Genomic DNA, 16438 nt, shown 5'->3' on the forward strand with positions numbered 1-16438 from the left:
TATATTTTATTCTGTTATTGTTTTTTTTATCTCTTTTTCACTTGTAGATTTCCAATAAAGTACTGGTAGTATTAACAAAGTTAAAATCATACCTGTAATTAACCCAAAGAATATTACGGTTCCTAAAGGAGCCCACAAAGAAGACTTACTAATAATCATTGGCACTACACCAATTGCGGCAGCCATAGAGGTAAGGAATATTGGTCGCATTCTTCTTTTACCAGCTGCAATACCTGCATCTTTAAAAGACATCCCTTCATTTACTAATTGATGTGCATAATCAACCAAAATGATTCCATTTCTTACGGTAATACCCATTAACCCCATAATTCCAATAAAGGAGGTGAAACCAAATTGATATCCCATTATTAATAATCCTAGACCAGCACCAAATAAACTTAGAAGCATGGTTGACATTATTAGCATAGATCTTCTTATGGTGTGAAATTGGAACATTAAAATAAAGAAAATAAGCAGCACACTAACTGCCATAGATTTTCCCATTGGAATAAAATTTTCTAAAGAAGCCTCATAATCTCCACCATAAGTAATATTTAAATTTTTAGGTAAGGTTATTTTACTAATGTATGGTTTAACTTGTTTCAAAAATGTTGAAGGAACTACACCTGTCTTTAAATCTGCCATTACTGTTAAAGTTCTAACTCCGTTTCTATTTACAATAGTACCTTCAGTAAAATCAGGAACCAATGTACCTATAGAACGTAATGGTAATGATTCTAATGTTAATGGTGATGTAACATATTGATTATTTAAATCGTCTATACTATTTTTTAAATAATCGTCTTTAGTAAGGATAACATTTATTGGATAATCGTTTTCCCAAACCGTAGCTACTGGCAAACCATCTAATGAAACTAGTAATGATGAGGCTACCAAAGATTTTGCATATCCTAATTTATTAGTTTTGTCTTTATTTAATTTCACAGCTATTCCTTGCCTTAGTTCATCCCAATCATCTCTAATCCAAGCAACATCATTACCTTCTTGTTTCAGTACGTTTTTTACTTTTTTAGCAACTTGTTTTAAATCTTTAATATTATTGGAAGCAATTCGTATTTCAATTGGTGCTTTATATGTTTCCATAGCAAGTTGCTTCCATTTTATGTGCGCTTCAGGAAACAAATCGTTGTACTTTTCATTATATTCTGCCAGTACTTCTAGTGTGGCCTCATTAGATATGGTATTAACTAATATTTGACCATAATTTTTAGCTGGTAAATGAGGCGCATATAATGCATTAAATCTTGGAGACCCATTACCTATAAAACTAGCTACATTAGTAATTCGAGAATCTGTTTGTAAAATAGTTTCTAAATTAGTTATTACTTTTTCTGTTTTTTCTATAGAGGATCCTTCTGGTAGATATACCTCTACAGAAAACTGCTTTCTGTCCATTTCTGGAAATAATTTTTGATCTATGTTTGCGAAAAATAAAATTCCAGCAACAACAAATAAAACACCTGTAAGTATGGTAAATTTTGGGTTTTTAAAGGTGAAATTTAAACCTTTATTATAGGTGTTTTGCAACCTGTCTAGTATGCTTTTTCTTTTCTCCTTACCTTCTTTTTTATGTAAGCCCTTTTTAATAAGGAGGTAGTTGATAAAAGGAACTAACAACATAGCTACTACCATTGAAACAGCTAAAGCAATACTAATTGTAATAGGAAATGTTCCAACAAAATCACTTGCCATACCTTCAAGAAAAATCATTAATGGTAAAAAGGACATAGATATGGCTAAAGTAGCTGAAAGTACTGGAACAAAAAGTTCTGTGGCAGATTTCCAAGCAGCGTTCCAAGGAGTTTCTCCTTCGTCTAGTTTTTCTAAATGATTATCAATTACCACAATGGCATTGTCAACCACCATACCTAAAACTGTTATTAATGCTGCTAAGGTTACAATATGAAGTTGAATCCCCACCAATTGCATAATACCAATAGTAATTAATATAGATACCGGAATAGAAATTGCTGCAACTGTTGCTACTCTAAATGGTAAAAAAATTAATATTACAATGATAACAGCGATAATAGCAAACATAAATTCTACTAAAAAATGTGAAATCGAATCATCAACAACTTCTGGTAAATTTGAAATAATATTAATTTTCACATCATCATCAATTCGGTTTGAAAATTGTTCTAATATTTTATTTACCTCTTCTCCAAAATGAACAATATTATTTCCTTTTTGCATTTCTAAAGATAACAGCAAGGAATTATTACCATTGTTTCTAATATAATTGATTGGTTTTTCATAGCGTCTTTCAATAACAGCGATATCTTTTAATCGTATTATGTTACCTTGGGGGTCTGAATATATTATTTGTTCTTCAATATCTTTTTCAGATTCATACCTTGGAGGTAAATGAATAGGGATATCTAAATCTCCATTATCTAATGAGCCTGAGTAATTGATTGCATTTTGTAGTTGGAAAGACCCTAAAATTACAGATGGTTTTACATTGAACTTATTTATTTTTTCAGGTTTTATATAGATATAGATGTTTTCTTTTTGAACACCAAATCTTTTAATTTTAGAAATAGAATTTAATTTTCTAACTTCTGACTCTAAGTCTTTTAAGATAACCTCTAGTTCTCTATAACTTTTCTCTTCAGATGACATTGTAATTAATAGTGCAGAAGTGTCACCAAAATCATTACTACCAATTAATGCCAATACATCTTTTGGCAATTGTTGTGCTTTAAATTCGCTCAAGCCTAACCTTAGTTTAGACCAGAATTTATCAGCATTTTTAACATTGTCATTAAGCTCTACATAAACAATCATCATTCCTTCTTTGGAATGTGAATAGGTTTTAGCTTTTTTTACTTCTTCGTAACCAAACAAGTAATTTTCAACTTTTGTAGTCAGTTGTTCTTCAACTTCTTTAGAGGTATGACCAGGATATACACCAACAACGATTCCCTGACGTATCGTAAATTCAGGAAATTCTCGTCTGGGCATATTTTTAAGTCCAAACGCTCCCAGCACCATCATTACCACAATTATAGATAGTATAATTTGGTAATGCTTCATCCCAGCTTCTATAAAATTTATTTTTTTCATTTTAAAACTTCATTAATTATGTTAGAAAAAGTTGATTGTTAAAAAGTTACTTTTTGCTGGTCAGTTATTTTTTGCTTACCATCTATAATGATTAAGTCTCCTCTAGAAATGCCAGAAATTATTTCAATTTTATTATTAACAAACGAACCTAATTGCACTACTTGTTTGGAAGCAACTTTGGAATTTGGATCTACAGTAAAAACATAATTTTCACCATCTTCATCTTTAGTAATACTTTGGTAAGGAATTGTAATCATATCCTCTTTAGAACCCATTATTATAGTAACATCACACGCCATACCAGGCTTTATTACACCTTTTTTGTTTGCAACTTTAATTTTTACATCGTAAGTTTTAGAAACGGTATTTGCTATAACTCCTATTTTATCTACTTTCCCTTTAAAATGTTCACTGCCTATTGCAGGAATAATTATATCTGCGGAAATACCTTTATTAAATCTATTAATTTCATTTTCTGGAACAGCAATTTTCACATACACATCATTAATAGATACAAGATTTAAAATTGGAATTCCAGTTATAGCTAATTCTCCTATTTCAACATTTCTCTTACCTATATATCCATTTGAAGGAGCTTTAAGAATTGTATTAGATAAATTTTGGTACGCAATTTTATTTAATGATTTTGCTTGTTGTAATTTGGCAGTAATCTCTTGCCATTTAATCTCGGGCAAACTCCCTTTGTCGTACACTGTTTTTAATCTATTATATGCATCCTGCGCCTGTTTTTCTGTAGCAGCAGTACTTTCAAAAGCACTTCTGTAAGCACTCTCATCTAACTTAGCCAATATTTTTCCTTTTTTTACAAAATCACCTTCCTCAACAAAAATATTAGTTATTGTTCCGGATAATAAAAAACTTAAAGGTGTTGTAATGGTTGGCGTTATTGTGCCATTATAGGAAAGTGAATAGTTTAATTCATCAGTATTTACTTTTTGTACAGTGACTTTAATTAATTTATTTTTGTAGCTTGTTTTAGAATTCTCGTGTTTTTCTTTTGTTTGGCAACTTTGTGTTAATAATATTAAAGCCATTGGTAACAACCATTTGATTCTTATTATTAATTTGTTTTTTGTCATCATCATTATTAAAAATTATTATATTTATACTAATATTGTTTTATAGTCAGTTTTTTGTAAAAAAATTAGGGTTGTAAACCTTTGGTAAAAATTCTTGTTAAATCATCAAAATAAGGAGAATATTTTTTATACTTACCTTGAATGAAGAATGGTATTTCTAAACCTTTTAAAACCATAATATAAACATCTAATAGGGCATTAATGTCACCCTTAATTTCAAATTCCTTTGTTTTAATGCCTTGTTCTATAATTTTTTTGATGTTTTCTTTTTCCCACACGTCCAATTCAGTTCTTAAATCATCAATAAAATCGAAGTGTTCAAAAAAATCTGCTTTAATAGTCTCGTGATAGTTAGAAGCATTGTGCATAACATCCATTCGAACAATAAAATAGGATTTAATTTTTTCGGATGCGCTAAGTTGTTTGTTTTGAACTAAAATAGAAAGCTGGTTTTTTATATTTATAATTTCTTTAGAAACTACTTCTTTAAATAAATCTTCCTTGCTTGCAAAATGATAATATAATGAGCCTTTTGCTTTTCTAGAAATTTTAGCAATTTCATCCATAGAGGTTTTATGAAACCCAAATCTGCTAAATAATTTGTTTGCAACGGTTATAATTTTTTCTCGTGTTCCTTCTATTGCCATAATTTGTAAAATTAATAAAACTGACTAAAATCGTTTAACGGTACAAAATTAAAATCTTTTTTTTAGATAGCCAAAAAAATATATAAATATTTTAAAGTAATTTTTAAAGCCGTATTTTTACCAAAATTAATTGATAAATGAAAGCAGTTGCTAGTTATAAAGATGATTTTTTAAATTTTTTATTTGAAAACATATCTGTAAAAGAGCCTAAAAAATTATACGAACCAATACATTATATATTACAACTTGGAGGTAAACGTTTACGTCCAGTTTTAACCTTGTTAATTTGTGATATATATAATGGAAATGTTACAAAGGCAATGAATGCAGCAGCGGCTATTGAAGTATTTCATAATTTCACTTTAATTCATGATGATATTATGGATAGCGCTACAATAAGAAGAGGTAAAACTACGGTTCATAAAAAATGGAATGTAAATACAGGTATTTTATCAGGTGATGCTATGATGATTATGGCCTATCAATTTTTAGAAAAATATGAACCACAGTTATATAAAAAATTAAATAGTTTATTTAGTAAAACAGCCTTAGAAGTTTGTGAAGGGCAACAACTAGATATTGATTTTGAAACTAAAAATGAAGTTGCCATTGCTGAATATGTAAAAATGATTACTTATAAAACATCGGTTTTGGTTGCAGCTGCAATGAAAATGGGCGCAATTATAGCAGATATTCCAGATGAAGAAGCTGAAAACATTTATAAATTTGGGTTAAATTTGGGGATAGCCTTTCAATTACAAGATGATTATCTTGATACTTTTGGAGACATTGCCACATTTGGGAAAGAAATAGGAGGAGATATAAATGAAAATAAAAAAACCTTTTTGTTTTTAAAAGCGTTGGAAGTTTGTAATAGTAATGATAAAAAAGAATTATTAAAATGGTACAGTTCCAAAAGTGCGTCTGAATTAAAAGTAAATGCGGTAACCAAAATATTTTCTAAAAATAAAATTTTGGAGCTTACTAAAACCGAAATTAAACAGTATACCAATGTAGCTATTGAAACCTTAAGTGATCTATCTATAAGTGAGGGTAAAAAAGAAATATTAAAAAAATTCGGTTTAAATCTAATGAATAGAGCTTTATAATGTTGCAAATTGTTGAATTATTAAATAAATCTATAACTGAAAATTTATATATTAAAATTATTCAGCAATTGAATAAAGATTTTTTATTAGCAAACATTTCTCATCATTTTTCGGAAGCTATAACCCCTTCAGAATTAAAAAATACGTTAACCACCATTTTAAACAAAATGATGGTTAATAATTATGACGATTACTTAAATTTAATTTACAGAATTGATATTTCTGAAAAAGATTTAGTAAAAGTAAAAGGACAAACCCTCAATTTGATTGTTGAAGAGATTGCATATTTAATTTTAAAAAGAGAATATCAAAAAGTGTGGTTTAAAAATAAATTCTAAAAACCGGATTTAAAGCTGAAGAACTAGTAATACTTTTAACTTTATCAAATAGAACATCATAACGTAAACCCATAGAAATATTACCAGTTACATATTCAAGTCCAAAATATAATGCATTTTGCCATTGAGAAATATTATTTGCAGAATAATAGTTTTGATTTATTTTTAAATTCTCGTATTCGGTAGATATTTGTAAATAATATACGGGTTTAAAAAGAGCCAATATGCTTCCTCCGTAAAGATTAGTAGTAGAATTTTGAATTGATTTATTTTTAACATAAACATAAGTCATACTTAATCCAGCACCAAATTTATCAGAAAAATCGTAAATAGCACTTGGAGATAAAGAAAAGGTTGAATAATTACTGCCAACACCTATATTAAACCCTCCACCAAAACGCACATTTTCAAAAAAAGCAGATTTATTGGACACGGAATTCTGTGCAAATAAATTAAAATTGATAAAAATAACTAAAACGAAAAAATTAGGATTTTGCTCATATTTATTATTTTCAGCTAAGATAATTTATTTTGTGAAATAAATATTGTACATAATACAAATAAGTATTATTTTCGCACCCAGATTTAGGTCCCATAGCTCAGTTGGTTAGAGCACCTGACTCATAATCAGGGGGTCCAAGGTTCGAGCCCTTGTGGGACCACAGGCTAAAAAGACTTTACTTAGTTGTAAGGTCTTTTTTTATAAATCACCTTCTTTCAAGATGAAAAACGACATAAACAAAAGGGATACCGCTAGTTAAATACACTAAAATTATAAAAATAGGTCTAATTTAAATCTAAATTTAAGTTTGGGTATTTGTACTTATTTCTTGTATTTGTAATTATTAATAAGTACTTTTGTAATGTGTTATTTCAAACACCCTTATGAAAAAGAAAAATACCCAAGAGTGTTGCAATAACACCCTACCCAAAAGTATATGGCTTATTAACTTTTACCCCCCCCCCACTATTTTTTTAAACTTAAAAGAAACTAAAATTATTTAATAGATTAATTATTAATTACAAATAAAACATTATGAAAAGAGTAACAATTATTAGCTGTTTAATTTTAATGACAGCATTAATTACAAGTTGTGAACAAGAAACATTAGACCCAGCAGAAAATGCTGAGTTAAATTCAAAAACAGAAATACAATCTTCTAAATTAGACGCTATTTCAGGAGAAACTATCTCAGATTATGACAATGATGGCTGCCTAAATGTTGATGATGCTCACCCAAGGTCAAATATGAGTGAAACAATATGGTTTGACGATTATACAGATACGGGCGTAGAAAATTCGTTTGTGAATTGCGGTTCTACTATGGCCGATTTAGTAGATGATCTTATTCGAGAAATGAATGAAGAATACGGGTGCTATATGAAAGTAAAATCAAACCTTTCTGAAAAAACTAGAATACGCGATGTAAATTGGGAGGTTATACACCGTAAATTTGTTAGAAGAATAGCACGTTTAACGTATTATTGGAGGAAAGATAAGTCAATTACAAGAGGTGAGAGATCTCAATTGTATCGTGCAGCTAAAGAATCAAATGTACCTTACTGTTATTACGACTAAAAATGAGAGTAAGTAAATAAGCCTTTCTGTTTTGAGATTTTTTAATTTATCAGAACAAACATTTAACTAAACATTTAACTATTAACCAAACATTATGAAAAGAGTAACAATTATTAGCTGTTTAATTTTAATGACAGCATTAATTACAAGTTGTGAACAAGAAACATTAGACCCAGCAGAAAATGCTGAGTTAAATTCAAAAACAGAAATACAATCTTCTAAATTAGACGCTATTTCAGGAGAAACTATCTTAGATTATGATAACGATGGCTGCTTAAATGTTGATGATGCCCACCCAAGGTCAAATATGAGTGAAACAATATGGTTTGACGATTATACAGATACTGGCGTAGAAAATTCGTTTGTGAATTGCGGTTCTACTATGGCCGATTTAGTAGATGACCTTATTCGAGAAATGAATGAAGAATACGGGTGCTATATGAAAGTAAAATCAAACCTTTCTGAAAAAACTAGAATACGCGATGTAAATTGGGAGGTTATACACCGTAAATTTGTTAGAAGAATAGCACGTTTAACGTATTATTGGAGGAAAGATAAGTCAATTACAAGAGGTGAGAGATCTCAATTGTATCGTGCAGCTAAAGAATCAAATGTACCTTACTGTTATTTTGAGAACAGATGAGAGTAAGTAAATAAGCCTTTCTGTTTTGAGATTTTTAATTTCTCAGAACAGAACAAACATTTAACTATTAACTAAAGGTTATAAAAAAAGTAATAATCATTTTTAATATAACCCATTGTGCACTATGATTTAAGAAATAAAAATTGAATATGTCGCTGATTGTCAGTAGACTACCTTAGCTGTAAAATATTAATTATGAACAACTTAAATGTAAATCATGAAAGAATATAGGAGGTATTACAAAAAACAACAAAAGATTAACATTTAGTCTATCAAAGCCGGCAACCTAAGATGAGATATTTGGAATTGATTAGTTTATTATCTAACTACTGAATTTATGGAAATAGATAGTGAGAATGATTTGTTCAGGAAGCTTCCTAAGGTTATTTTCTCAAAGATTAAAAAGAGGTGTTTATAATCGAAGACGGTTAAAGTTAGCGGCTTACCTAGATAACATATAATTAAAATCAACATTACTTAAAGTACGCAACGGATTTATTAGAATAGTGATACATAATAAAGGAGCTACCAATCAATTTAATTTTTAATTTGTATATGTAATTATTAATAAGTAGATTCGCATTCAAGTGTTTAAATCATCTTTTGAAAAAGATGATTTAAATAGGTTTTATATTGAAGTATCCCCCTCATATTCAAAAAATAAATATTAAAACATTAGGAGTAAATAATTACTTTTAATTAACTATTAACCAAACATTATGAAAAGAGTAACAATTATTAGCTGTTTAATTTTAATGACAGCATTAATTACAAGTTGTGAACAAGAAACATTAGACCCAGCGGAAAATGCTGAGTTAAATTCAAAAACAGAAATACAATCTTCTAAATTAGACGCTATTTCAGGAGAAACTATCTCAGATTATGACAATGATGGCTGCCTAAATGTTGATGATGCTCACCCAAGGTCAAATATGAGTGAAACAATATGGTTTGACGATTATACAGATACGGGCGTAGAAAATTCGTTTGTGAATTGCGGTTCTACTATGGCCGATTTAGTAGATGATCTTATTCGAGAAATGAATGAAGAATACGGGTGCTATATGAAAGTAAAATCAAACCTTTCTGAAAAAACTAGAATACGCGATGTAAATTGGGAGGTTATACACCGTAAATTTGTTAGAAGAATAGCACGTTTAACGTATTATTGGAGGAAAGATAAGTCAATTACAAGAGGTGAGAGATCTCAATTGTATCGTGCAGCTAAAGAATCAAATGTACCTTACTGTTATTTTGACGAAAGATGAGAGTAAGTAAATAAGCCTTTCTGTTTTGAGATTTTTTAATTTCTCAGAACAAACATTTAACTAAACATTTAACTATTAACCAAACATTATGAAAAGAGTAACAATTATCAGCTGTTTAATTTTAATGACAGCATTAATTACAAGTTGTGAACAAGAAACATTAGACCCAGCGGAAAATGCTGAGTTAAATTCAAAAACAGAAATACAATCTTCTAAATTATCTAAATTAGAGGAAGAAGGATTACATTTTATTTCAGATGATTATGACAATGATGGCTGCTTAAATGTTGATGATGCCCACCCATGGTCAAATATGAGTGAAACAATATGGTTTGACGATTATACAGATACGGGCGTAGAAAATTCGTTTGTGAATTGCGGTTCTACTATGGCCGATTTAGTAGATGATCTTATTCGAGAAATGAATGAAGAATACGGGTGTGGAGAATGGGTCTCCTCTGATCAAGGTTCTGAAATAAATATGGATAACTGGAAAGTTATACACCGTAAATTTGTTAGAAGAATAGCACGTTTAACGTATTATTGGAGGAAAGATAAGTCAATTACAAGAGGTGAGAGATCTCAATTATATCGTGCAGCTAAAGAATCAAAGGTACCTTACTGTTATTTTGAGTATTAATTATTAAGGAGGAAACTACAACCGTACTGTTGTATAGATAAAAGTAAATGTAAGAGGCTGTCTGAAAAGGCAGTCTTTTTTTTTGGAAAAAAGTTAGCGATTGCTTATTTTCATGGTATGAAATCAAAAGCAGTATTCAAGACCTATAATCAAGACCAATTAAGCTTACTACCTCCAAGTTACGATGAATTAGTACCAAAGAATCATCCAGTCCGCATAGTAAATCATATCATAGATAATGTAGACATTAGTACTTTAGAATCAACTTATAAAGGAGGAGGTACTTCGAGTTATCATCCACGCATGTTATTAAAAGTAATTGTTTATGCCTATTTACGCAATTTATATTCTTCCCGAAAAATAGAGCAAGCTTTATATGAGAACATTCATTTTATGTGGCTTAGTGGACAAAGCAAACCAGACCACAATACCATTAATGATTTTCGAGGAAAGCGACTACAAGGACATTTAAAAAAAATATTCCATCAAGTAGTGCTACTTTTGTCAGAACAAGGTGTTTTATCCTTAAAAGATATTTTTGTAGATGGTACTAAAATTGAAGCCAATGCCAATCGCTATACTTTTGTATGGGGAAAATCTATAAAGACCAGTAAAGAGCGTATTAAAAAACAACTCAAAGAACTTTGGTATTATGTAGAAAAGGTTTATAAAGAAGAACAACATATTCCAAATACACCAGATTTTCAAGCCCTTGATGCAGACAAAATAGAAGCCACTATTAATCAAATAAATGAAGCTTTACAAGGAAAGGAAATAGACAAGAAAGTAAAACAAAAACTCTCTTACGCTAAGAGAAATTGGCCAAAAAACATGGCTAAATATCAACAACAAGAAGCAATTTTAAAACAGCGAAACAGTTATAGCAAAACTGACACAGACGCTACTTTTATGCGTATGAAGGATGATTATATGCAAAACGGGCAACTCAAGCCAGCCTACAATGTTCAAGCATCCACAAATAATCAATACCTAACCAATTATACTTTAGCACAAACCACAGCAGATACCACTACTTTAAAAGACCACATCAATAATCGTATAGAAAACTACAAACAAAAACCCGAAACACTTACAGCTGATGCAGGCTATGGTAGTGAAGAAAACTACACCGATTTAGAAGATAAAGAGATTACTGCTTATGTAAAATACAATTACTTCCATAAAGAACAACAGGACAAGAAAAAAGGTAAATCAAATCCATTCCATCCAGATGAATTATACTACAATCAACAAACCGACACCTATTACTGTCCAATGGGACAAGCTATGACTTATATTGGAAGTTATCAAAAGAAAACTAAAAATGGTTTTAGCCAAGAACTGCACAGATACCAAGCACAAAACTGTGATGGTTGCCCACTAAGGAGTCTCTGTCATAAATCAAAACACAATCGTATTATAGAACGAAATTACAACCTAATACGGTTAAAATCTAAAGCAAGAAAATTACTGTTGAGCCAACAGGGAATAGCTAAACGAAAACAACGTTGTTGGGATGTGGAAGCTGTTTTTGGAAATATAAAGCAAAACATGAACTTTAAACGATTTATGCTAAGAGGAATTGGTAAAGTAAACGTAGAAATAGGGCTAGTTGCAATGGCACATAACCTTAAAAAGTACAGTTTAACGCTCTAAAGAGTGTTTTTTCTCTTTTTTGTTTATTGGTTTTTAGATTAAAAATCAATGTGAAAAAATAACAGAGATTACAAAAAAGAAAATCGTCTAAAAATTACTTTTTAGACGACCTCACCTCTTTTTTATTATCTTAATTTAGGGAGTGGGTAAATAAAAATAATGTTGATTATAGAAACGTAAAAAATATAATAGATATATTGGGAAAATAAATTTTCTTATAACCATTAGTTTATTTTTAAAAATAAACCAATTATATTACATAATATACCGTTGGTTTAATAACCTTGAAAAGGTATAGGTTCTGAAATAATAAATTTATATTTGTGTTCAATAGCAACTATGTTAATAAAGAATTGAGCATTATTTTTTTTGATTGAAGTAGGTATAAATACGGTTTGGCGGCAAAATTCAAACAGTTGTTTACTAACTGTATAAATTTATAAATATTTTTATGATATTTAAAAAACAATACGCTTGTAAAAAAGAACTATATTTGTATTCTTGTAGTTTTATAACAATAACCTCAACCCCAAATGAGAAGTAGATTTAATAAATATTTATTAAGTTTTTGCTTTATGCTAATAAGTTCAACAATGTTTGGACACAAGCCACCTCCTTTACCAACAGGAGCTCCAAACCCGGGTTTACCAATTGATGGTGGTATATCTTTCATGCTTATTTCAGGTGTTGCTTATGGAATTTATGAATTAAAAAGAAAAAAATAATTATTTTTCTAATAATCGAGCTACATATTTACCTATTACATCAAATTCTAAATTAACTACAGTGCCATTTTTAAAGGTGTGAAAATTAGTAAATTCATAAGTGTAGGGTATAATTGCAACAGAGAAGCTATTTTTTTTAGAATTAACCACAGTCAAACTGGTTCCATTAATAGTAATTGACCCCTTTTCAATGGTAATATTATTAAGAGAACTATCATACTCAAAACTAAAAACCCAACTGCCATTTTCTTCAATAACATTTGTGCAAATCGCAGTTTGATCAACATGTCCCTGTACAATATGCCCATCTAATCTAGCACCAAGCACCATTGCTCTCTCTAAATTTATGAAATCTCCAATTTTCAAATTTTTAAAATTCGATTTATCAATCGTTTCTTTAATTGCGGTTACGGTATAATTATTACCATTTATATCTACAATAGTTAAGCAAACTCCATTGTGGGCAACACTTTGGTCAATTTTTAATTCAGAAGCAAAACTACTTTCAATAGTGACATGTACATTTTCACCTTCTTTAATAATATTTTTTACAATACCTAATGTTTCTATTATACCTGTAAACATAATTTTATTAATTTAATTGATTACTTTTGTACAGCCAAAATTAAGCATAATATACCTGATTGATGAATAAATCTAAAAAAATAATAATAGGAATTTCCATAGGAGATTTTAACGGTGTTGGAATAGAAATTATTCTAAAAACATTTTTAGATAAACGAATGTTAGATTTTTGTACACCTATTGTATTTGGATCAACCAAATTAATTTCAGCCTATAAAAAAGGCATGGATTTAAACATTCCATTCAATGGCATAAAACAAATAAATAGAGCAATACATGGGAAGTTAAATATCTTAAATATTTGGGATGAAGAAATTAAAATAAATTTAGGAATACCTACGGAAGCCTCTGGAAATTACGCATTCAAATCTTTAGAAGCAGCAACTAATTCGTTGGTGAATAATGAAATAGATATTTTAGTAACCGCACCTATAAATAAAGATAATATCCAATCTGAAAATTTTAAATTCCCAGGGCATACAGAGTACCTAGAATCAAAATTAAACGGAGAAAGTTTGATGATTTTAATGGAAAACAATTTAAGAATAGGCTTAATAACAGGGCACATTCCAATTTCAAAAGTAGCAGAAACAATTACACCTGATTTGATTCAGAAAAAGGTAGCTATTTTATATCAAACATTGGTTCAAGATTTTGCTATTTCAAAACCAAAAATCGCAATTTTAGGCTTAAATCCACATTGTGGAGATAATGGCGTAATTGGAAGTGAAGATGATGAAATAATAAAACCAACAATTACAGAAATTCAAAATGAAAACAAGTTAGTTTACGGCCCTTATGCTGCTGATAGTTTTTTTGGTTCAGAGAATTATAAAAATTTTGATGCAATTTTGGCGATGTATCACGATCAGGGGTTGGCTCCATTTAAAACATTATCATTTGGAAAAGGTGTTAATTTTACAGCAGGTTTAGATAAAATAAGGATATCACCAGACCATGGAACGGCATACGACTTAGCAGGAAGAGGAATAGCCAATTTTAATTCATTTAAAGAAGCTATTTTTAGTGGAATTGAGATATTTAGAACTAGAAATGAATATAAAAGTTTGACTAAAAACAGTTTAAAAGTAAGAAAACAAAAAGAAAAACAATAAATTTTTAAAATTTATTTATAATTTCATATCTTTGCACGCTCAAATTGAAGTTCTAGATGAAAGATTTAAAAGAGTTTGATATTTCTTTTATAGGTTTAAAGGAAGGAATACATCAGTTTGACTATATAATAGAAAAGAAGTTCTTTGATTTTTTTAATTATGAAGAGTTTTATAACTCAAATATAAAAGTAGCATTATCCTTTTTAAAAAAAACCACAATCTATGAGTTGCATTTTGATTTTAAAGGTTGGGTTGAAGTAACCTGCGATGTTACAAATGAGTTGTTTAAATACCCTATAGAAACATCTATAGATTTAATTGTGAATTTTGGTGATGAGTTTAATGATGAAAATGAGGAATTGTTAATATTGCCTTATGCTGAACACAAAATGAATGTGGCACAATATATTTATGAAGCAATTATATTGGGATTACCTTTGAGGAAAATTCATCCTGGTGTAAATGATGGAACTTTACATTCAGTAGTGTTAGATAAATTAAAAGAATTAGAGATAAAAGAAGAAAAAGAGACTGAAAATAAAAAAATAGATCCTAGATGGGATAAATTAAAAGATATATTAATAGACAAAAATACAAGTAATGGCACATCCTAAAAGAAAAATATCAAAAACAAGAAGAGATAAAAGAAGAACTCACTATAAAGCAGTTACACCTCAAATAGCTATTGACCCAACTACGGGTGAAGCACACCTATACCATAGAGCTCATTGGCACGAAGGCAAATTGTATTACAGAGGACAAATTGTAATAGATTCAGAAGAAATTCAAGCTTAATTTAATTAAGTGTAAAATATGTTAAAAACTCTCATTTTGAGGGTTTTTTTATTTTTTAGCTTAAAATTGATTAGAAAATGATGAAATTAAGTAAAAAATCAAAATAAATTTCATTACTTTGAGCGTCTTTTTTCACTAAAAGAGAAACAAATTATGACAAAAATTACCGCTGCAATTACCGCCGTTGGGAAATATGTTCCTGAGGATATTTTAACAAATAAAATGTTAGAAAAATTAGTTGATACTAATGATGATTGGATTACTACCAGAACGGGAATAAAAGAACGAAGAATATTAAAAGGAGAAGGGAAAGGAACTTCATATATGGCTATTAGAGCTGCAAAAGACTTAATTAAAAAGAAAAATTTAGATCCAAAAGAAATAGATTTGGTAATTGTTTCAACGGCAACACCTGATATGCAAGCTGCTGCAACAGCAGTTTATACAGCAACTCAAATTGGTGCTACAAATGCATTTGGATTCGATTTAGAAGCGGCTTGTTCAAGTTTCTTATATGGAATGTCAGTAGCTTCAAGTTATATAGAATCTGGGAGATATAAAAAAATACTACTTATTGGCGCTGATAAATGCTCTTCAATGATTGATTATACTGATAGAGCAACGTGTATTATCTTTGGAGATGGTGCAGGCGCTGTATTATTTGAACCTAATGAAGAAGGTTTGGGTTTACAAGATGAATATTTACGTGGTGATGGAGATGGAAGGAATTTTCTAAGAGTAAAAACAGGCGGATCTATGTATCCAACTACGAAAGAAGCTATAGATAATAAAGAAAATTTTGTTCGTCAAGATGGTAAAACTGTTTTTAAAAATGCAGTATTTAATATGGCAGATGTTACCGCTAAAATATTAGAGCGAAATAAGTTAACAAATAATGATGTTACTTGGCTTGCGGCACACCAAGCCAACAAAAGAATTATTGAGGCAACAGCAAATAGAATTAATTTAGATGCTTCGAAAGTGATGATGAATATCCAAAAATATGGAAATACAACATCAGCAACGTTACCATTACTTTTGGCCGATTATGAACAACAACTTAAAAAAGGAGATACTATAATTTTTGCTGCTTTTGGAGGTGGTTTCACTTGGGGAGCTATCTATTTTAAATGGGCATATAATTAGAA

Annotated in this window: 17 protein-coding genes, 1 tRNA gene and 1 pseudogene; 14 read left to right on the forward strand and 5 right to left on the reverse strand. The window is 29.6% G+C overall.

All coding sequences use genetic code 11. The features are described 5' to 3' along the window. Positions 1-6: 6 nt before the first annotated feature. The 3 genes from Lupro_RS10170 to Lupro_RS10180 form a co-directional block, all read right to left on the reverse strand. Complete coding sequence (locus Lupro_RS10170) at positions 7-3090, reverse strand: efflux RND transporter permease subunit (RefSeq protein WP_082703895.1); 3084 nt, start codon at positions 3088-3090, stop codon at positions 7-9. 38 nt (positions 3091-3128) lie between these two features. Next, positions 3129-4145 carry an efflux RND transporter periplasmic adaptor subunit gene (locus Lupro_RS10175; protein ID WP_158499566.1) on the reverse strand — a complete coding sequence of 339 codons (1017 nt, stop codon included), beginning with the start codon at positions 4143-4145 and terminating at the stop codon, positions 3129-3131. 110 nt (positions 4146-4255) lie between these two features. After that, on the reverse strand, positions 4256-4837 hold the full coding sequence (locus Lupro_RS10180; protein ID WP_068209670.1) for a TetR/AcrR family transcriptional regulator: 582 nt from the start codon (positions 4835-4837) through the stop codon (positions 4256-4258). Between the two features lie 137 nt (positions 4838-4974). On the opposite strand from Lupro_RS10180, the gene Lupro_RS10185 reads away from it, so the two are divergent. Both Lupro_RS10185 and Lupro_RS10190 read left to right on the forward strand, forming a co-directional pair. Next, positions 4975-5946 (forward strand): polyprenyl synthetase family protein, encoded by a 972-nt coding sequence (locus Lupro_RS10185; protein ID WP_068209673.1) that lies wholly within the window; start codon positions 4975-4977, stop codon positions 5944-5946. After that, a complete protein-coding gene (locus tag Lupro_RS10190) occupies positions 5946-6284 on the forward strand; it encodes a hypothetical protein (RefSeq protein ID WP_068209676.1) in 339 nt (112 codons plus the stop codon). The genes Lupro_RS10185 and Lupro_RS10190 overlap by 1 nt, the downstream gene beginning before the upstream one ends. Here the strand turns inward: Lupro_RS10190 and Lupro_RS10195 are convergent. Further along, positions 6268-6717 carry a hypothetical protein gene (locus tag Lupro_RS10195; protein WP_068209678.1) on the reverse strand — a complete coding sequence of 150 codons (450 nt, stop codon included), beginning with the start codon at positions 6715-6717 and terminating at the stop codon, positions 6268-6270. The two genes, Lupro_RS10190 and Lupro_RS10195, sit on opposite strands and share 17 nt — an antisense overlap. A 155-nt stretch (positions 6718-6872) precedes the next feature. Between Lupro_RS10195 and Lupro_RS10200 the strand changes: the two genes are divergently transcribed. The 8 genes and pseudogenes from Lupro_RS10200 (at position 6873) to Lupro_RS13855 (ending at position 12795) form a co-directional block, all read left to right on the forward strand. Continuing rightward, positions 6873-6946: transfer RNA gene (locus tag Lupro_RS10200), tRNA-Ile, on the forward strand. A gap of 374 nt (positions 6947-7320) precedes the next feature. Then, the gene (locus tag Lupro_RS10205) at positions 7321-7863 is read left to right on the forward strand and encodes a hypothetical protein (RefSeq protein WP_068209681.1); all 543 of its coding nucleotides are present in this window, start codon (positions 7321-7323) and stop codon (positions 7861-7863) included. Between the two features lie 94 nt (positions 7864-7957). Further along, positions 7958-8506: a hypothetical protein gene (locus tag Lupro_RS10210; protein WP_068209684.1), complete on the forward strand. Its 549-nt coding sequence runs from the start codon at positions 7958-7960 to the stop codon at positions 8504-8506. A gap of 195 nt (positions 8507-8701) precedes the next feature. Then, positions 8702-8964, forward strand: a pseudogene (locus tag Lupro_RS13975) (IS982 family transposase); the annotation flags it as partial. A gap of 261 nt (positions 8965-9225) precedes the next feature. Then, positions 9226-9774 carry a hypothetical protein gene (locus Lupro_RS10215; RefSeq protein WP_068209687.1) on the forward strand — a complete coding sequence of 183 codons (549 nt, stop codon included), beginning with the start codon at positions 9226-9228 and terminating at the stop codon, positions 9772-9774. Between the two features lie 88 nt (positions 9775-9862). Beyond that, positions 9863-10414: a hypothetical protein gene (locus tag Lupro_RS10220; RefSeq protein WP_068209690.1), complete on the forward strand. Its 552-nt coding sequence runs from the start codon at positions 9863-9865 to the stop codon at positions 10412-10414. A gap of 117 nt (positions 10415-10531) precedes the next feature. Continuing rightward, a complete protein-coding gene (locus tag Lupro_RS10225) occupies positions 10532-12070 on the forward strand; it encodes an IS1182 family transposase (protein WP_068209693.1) in 1539 nt (512 codons plus the stop codon). A gap of 593 nt (positions 12071-12663) precedes the next feature. After that, positions 12664-12795 carry a PID-CTERM protein-sorting domain-containing protein gene (locus Lupro_RS13855; protein ID WP_257720991.1) on the forward strand — a complete coding sequence of 44 codons (132 nt, stop codon included), beginning with the start codon at positions 12664-12666 and terminating at the stop codon, positions 12793-12795. On the opposite strand, the gene Lupro_RS10230 is transcribed toward Lupro_RS13855, so the two are convergent. Beyond that, positions 12796-13380 carry a riboflavin synthase gene (locus tag Lupro_RS10230; protein WP_068209696.1) on the reverse strand — a complete coding sequence of 195 codons (585 nt, stop codon included), beginning with the start codon at positions 13378-13380 and terminating at the stop codon, positions 12796-12798. Between the two features lie 62 nt (positions 13381-13442). Between Lupro_RS10230 and pdxA the strand changes: the two genes are divergently transcribed. From pdxA to Lupro_RS10250, 4 genes are all read left to right on the forward strand, one after another. Then, positions 13443-14495: a 4-hydroxythreonine-4-phosphate dehydrogenase PdxA gene (gene pdxA, locus Lupro_RS10235; RefSeq protein ID WP_179945743.1), complete on the forward strand. Its 1053-nt coding sequence runs from the start codon at positions 13443-13445 to the stop codon at positions 14493-14495. A 56-nt stretch (positions 14496-14551) separates the two neighbouring features. Beyond that, a complete protein-coding gene (locus Lupro_RS10240) occupies positions 14552-15109 on the forward strand; it encodes a YceD family protein (protein WP_068209702.1) in 558 nt (185 codons plus the stop codon). Further along, complete coding sequence (rpmF, locus tag Lupro_RS10245) at positions 15096-15290, forward strand: 50S ribosomal protein L32 (RefSeq protein ID WP_068209706.1); 195 nt, start codon at positions 15096-15098, stop codon at positions 15288-15290. The genes Lupro_RS10240 and rpmF overlap by 14 nt, the downstream gene beginning before the upstream one ends. A 153-nt stretch (positions 15291-15443) precedes the next feature. Beyond that, positions 15444-16436 (forward strand): beta-ketoacyl-ACP synthase III, encoded by a 993-nt coding sequence (locus Lupro_RS10250; protein ID WP_068209708.1) that lies wholly within the window; start codon positions 15444-15446, stop codon positions 16434-16436. The last annotated feature ends 2 nt before the right edge of the window (positions 16437-16438 follow it).

Origin of the sequence: Lutibacter profundi (assembly GCF_001543325.1) — a bacterium.
Classification (GTDB): Bacteria; Bacteroidota; Bacteroidia; order Flavobacteriales; family Flavobacteriaceae; genus Lutibacter; species Lutibacter profundi.

Bases quoted from the DNA above. Each gene is read 5' to 3' on its own strand.
- pdxA (WP_179945743.1), top strand. From the start codon at position 13,443: ATGAATAAATCTAAAAAAATAATAATAGGAATTTCCATAGGAGATTTT.
- Lupro_RS10205 (WP_068209681.1), top strand. From the start codon at position 7,321: ATGAAAAGAGTAACAATTATTAGCTGTTTAATTTTAATGACAGCATTA.
- Lupro_RS10215 (WP_068209687.1), top strand. From the start codon at position 9,226: ATGAAAAGAGTAACAATTATTAGCTGTTTAATTTTAATGACAGCATTA.
- Lupro_RS10250 (WP_068209708.1), top strand. From the start codon at position 15,444: ATGACAAAAATTACCGCTGCAATTACCGCCGTTGGGAAATATGTTCCT.
- Lupro_RS10220 (WP_068209690.1), top strand. From the start codon at position 9,863: ATGAAAAGAGTAACAATTATCAGCTGTTTAATTTTAATGACAGCATTA.
- Lupro_RS10240 (WP_068209702.1), top strand. From the start codon at position 14,552: ATGAAAGATTTAAAAGAGTTTGATATTTCTTTTATAGGTTTAAAGGAA.
- Lupro_RS10175 (WP_158499566.1), bottom strand. From the start codon at position 4,145: ATGGCTTTAATATTATTAACACAAAGTTGCCAAACAAAAGAAAAACAC.
- Lupro_RS10170 (WP_082703895.1), bottom strand. From the start codon at position 3,090: ATGAAAAAAATAAATTTTATAGAAGCTGGGATGAAGCATTACCAAATT.
- Lupro_RS10225 (WP_068209693.1), top strand. From the start codon at position 10,532: ATGAAATCAAAAGCAGTATTCAAGACCTATAATCAAGACCAATTAAGC.
- Lupro_RS10185 (WP_068209673.1), top strand. From the start codon at position 4,975: ATGAAAGCAGTTGCTAGTTATAAAGATGATTTTTTAAATTTTTTATTT.
- rpmF (WP_068209706.1), top strand. From the start codon at position 15,096: ATGGCACATCCTAAAAGAAAAATATCAAAAACAAGAAGAGATAAAAGA.
- Lupro_RS10210 (WP_068209684.1), top strand. From the start codon at position 7,958: ATGAAAAGAGTAACAATTATTAGCTGTTTAATTTTAATGACAGCATTA.
- Lupro_RS10180 (WP_068209670.1), bottom strand. From the start codon at position 4,837: ATGGCAATAGAAGGAACACGAGAAAAAATTATAACCGTTGCAAACAAA.
- Lupro_RS10230 (WP_068209696.1), bottom strand. From the start codon at position 13,380: ATGTTTACAGGTATAATAGAAACATTAGGTATTGTAAAAAATATTATT.
- Lupro_RS10190 (WP_068209676.1), top strand. From the start codon at position 5,946: ATGTTGCAAATTGTTGAATTATTAAATAAATCTATAACTGAAAATTTA.
- Lupro_RS13855 (WP_257720991.1), top strand. From the start codon at position 12,664: ATGTTTGGACACAAGCCACCTCCTTTACCAACAGGAGCTCCAAACCCG.